Annotated in this window: 3 protein-coding genes; 2 read left to right on the top strand and 1 reads right to left on the bottom strand. The window is 61.3% G+C overall.

Annotation, left to right across the window (positions count from 1 at the left end; genetic code table 11):
* Positions 1-381 precede the first annotated feature (381 nt).
* A complete protein-coding gene (locus tag EN893_RS26585; protein ID WP_127269043.1) occupies positions 382-1,095 on the top strand; it encodes a DNA helicase in 714 nt (237 codons plus the stop codon).
* A 19-nt stretch (positions 1,096-1,114) separates the two neighbouring features.
* Here the strand turns inward: EN893_RS26585 and EN893_RS26590 are convergent, their stop codons facing one another.
* Positions 1,115-2,068, bottom strand: a complete 954-nt coding sequence (locus EN893_RS26590; protein WP_127269042.1) for a hydrogen peroxide-inducible genes activator — start codon at positions 2,066-2,068, stop codon at positions 1,115-1,117.
* A gap of 263 nt (positions 2,069-2,331) precedes the next feature.
* Here EN893_RS26590 and EN893_RS26595 point away from each other — a divergent pair.
* The coding region (locus EN893_RS26595) for a peroxidase family protein (RefSeq protein ID WP_348632510.1) at positions 2,332-2,995 on the top strand (664 nt) is incomplete at its 3' end.

Raw genomic sequence — 2,995 nt, forward strand, 5'->3', positions numbered from 1 at the left:
AGGGCAACGAACTCGGGTGGGCGGGTCCCTTCGGAGGCCGTCGGCGCGTTGGCTGACGGAGCATCAAACGAAAACCCGCCTGTGCGGCGGGTCATTGGCGCAAATCAGCACCATGGACAAATATGTACCATAGCTGAGGGCAGGAAGTCAAGAAAAAATTCCTATCGTGAAGAGCCGCGAGTCCGGAGCCTGATCCCTGGAGGTCCGCGATTTTCGATACGCAGGGATTGAGCTATCATCTGATTCTGGCGCGGCCCACGCCACCTCCCTCCGCCGGGAAAGCATCGTTCATGCAGGGCGCTATCCAATCACCGAACCGACTGTTCGAGCACTTGGCATAAGGAGGGATTGCAAAAACGGCTCGCACCAGGAGGTTTTGCGATGAAGTTGTCCGCGCCCATCTACCATCTCAAGCGTCAAGCCAGGCTTTTGTCTCGCGAGGGCAAGATTGCGCTGCACGAAGCGCTCGACCGTGTTGCAGCACAGGAAGGGTTCACCAGCTGGAGCCTGCTTGCAGCCAAGGCAGCCGAGGCGGCGCCCGCCGGCATGCTGTTTGCGCAACTTGCGCCCGGCGACCTGGTTCTGGTCGGTGCGCGACCCGGAAACGGCAAGACGCTGATGAGCCTCGAACTCGCGGTCGAAGCCATGAAATCAGGCCATCGCGGCGTGTTCTTTACGCTCGAATATACGCAAAGGGATGTGCTGGACCGGTTTCACGCCATCGGGGCGGACCCGGTGCAGTTCAACGACCAGTTCACATTCGATAATTCCGACGCCATCAGTGCCGCCTATATCGTCAAGGCATTGGGTTCGGCGCCGCGCGGCACGCTGGTGGTGATCGATTATCTGCAACTGCTCGATCAGAAGCGGGAAAACCCGGACCTGATGGCGCAGGTTCGCACGCTGAAGGCCTTTGCCCGCGACAGGGGACTGATCCTCGTCTTCATCTCGCAGATCGATCGGTCATACGATCCGGCGGAGAAGCCATGTCCCGATATCAGCGATGTGCGGTTGCCGAACGCTCTGGACCTGTCGCTGTTCAACAAGACCTGCTTCCTCAACAAGGGCGAAATCCGGTTCCAGGCGGCAGGCTGACGATCAGGTCAGCCTGCCTTCATTGGGCCGCTGCCGGCAGATTCGGAGGCTGCGCAACCGATGCCGAACCGTGCTGCGCGCGCAATGCTTCGGCCGCCTGGCGAACCACTTCGGATATAAGCAGCAGCTGTTTGGCGATCGGGCTTGTCTTGCGCCAGATCATGCCGATCGTCCGCGACGGTTGGGGGTTGGCGAAATGGGCGATAGAGACCGCCGCCGAGCGCGTCTCCACCGGCACGGCCATTTCGGGGATCAAGGTGACGCCGACGCCGGCGCCGACCATCTGCACCAGGGTCGACAGCGAGCTGCCGTCCAGCAACTCCCTTGGGCGCACCGAATGCATGTTGCAGAACGACAGCGCCTGGTCGCGAAAACAATGGCCTTCCTCGAGCAGGAGCAGCCGCATCTCGCGCAGCATTTCGCGGTTGGGCACCGGCTTTCCCTCATCCTCGCCGGGCCGGACCAGCACGAAGTTCTCGGCAAACAGCACGATTTCCGTCAGCGACGCTTCCGATACCGGCAAGGCGACGATGGCCGCGTCGAGCCGGCCGTCGGCCAGTTCCTGGATCAGCTTCTGCGTCTGCGTTTCGCGCACGTGGATATCGAGCCCGTCATGCATGCGGGCGAGGTTGCCGATGATGGCAGGCAAAAGGTAGGGTGCGATCGTCGGGATCACCCCGATGCGCAACCGTCCCACCAGCCGGTCGCGCGAGGCGCGGGCCAGATCTGTCAGCTCATCCACCGAGCGCAGGATGTCGCGAACGCGCAAGGCGAATTCCTCGCCGAAATTGGTCAGCCGGACCTGGCGTGGGCCTCTTTGGAAAAGCTCCGTGCCAAGCGTTTCCTCCAACTCCCGGATCTGCACCGAGATCGCGGGCTGCGAGATCGCGCAGGCATCGGCGGCACGGCCGAAATGATTGTGCCGCGCCAGCGCCTCGAAATAACGCAACTGCTTCAGCGTCAGGTTTGTCATAATGTCATCTTATCGCTGTAATCAGGAAATCCAACTTAAATTAATGAAGCGGCTTTGCTATAGGAGTCGCAACGAAGATGAGGAGCAGCCGGGACCGCCTGGTGAGGCGCATGCCCGCGGCAACGGGACATCCAACATATTCGGTCGCGTATCGGGCATATGGTCATCGCGCCAGCCATGAAACGGACCGCCTCCAGGGACATCCAACGTCCCTGTTCACGCAGCAGTTGAACAGCTCAACACAGCCACGATCGGAGAAGAACATGGACGCACAGACCGATGATCCCAGCGCCGGCAAATGCCCCGTTGCACACGGATCCTCCAGCAGGAGCAACCGTGACTGGTGGCCCAACCAACTCGATCTTGGCGTTCTCCATCAGCAATCGAACCTTTCGGATCCGATGGGCGAAGAGTTCGACTATGCCGAGGAATTCAAGTCGCTCGATCTCGATGCGGTGATCAAGGACCTGCACCAGGTGATGACGGATTCGCAGGAGTGGTGGCCGGCCGACTTCGGCCATTATGGGCCGCTGTTCATCCGCATGGCCTGGCACAGTGCCGGCACCTACCGCATCGGCGATGGCCGTGGCGGCGCCGGGGCCGGCCAGCAGCGTTTTGCTCCGCTCAACAGCTGGCCGGACAATGCCAATCTCGACAAGGCGCGCCGGCTGCTGTGGCCGGTCAAGCAGAAATATGGCCGCAAGATCTCCTGGGCCGACCTGCTGATCCTCACCGGCAACGTCGCGCTGGAATCGATGGGCTTCAAGACCTTCGGTTTTGCTGGCGGCCGCGCCGACGTCTGGGAACCCGAACAGGACGTCGATTGGGGTTCGGAAACCAAGTGGCTCGACGACAAGCGCTACTCCGGCGACCGCGAACTCCAGGGCCATCTCGGCGCCGTCCAGATGGGACTGATCTACGTCAATC

Origin of the sequence: Mesorhizobium sp. M7A.F.Ca.CA.004.04.2.1 (genome assembly GCF_004022825.1) — a bacterium.
Lineage (GTDB): Bacteria > Pseudomonadota > Alphaproteobacteria > Rhizobiales > Rhizobiaceae > Mesorhizobium.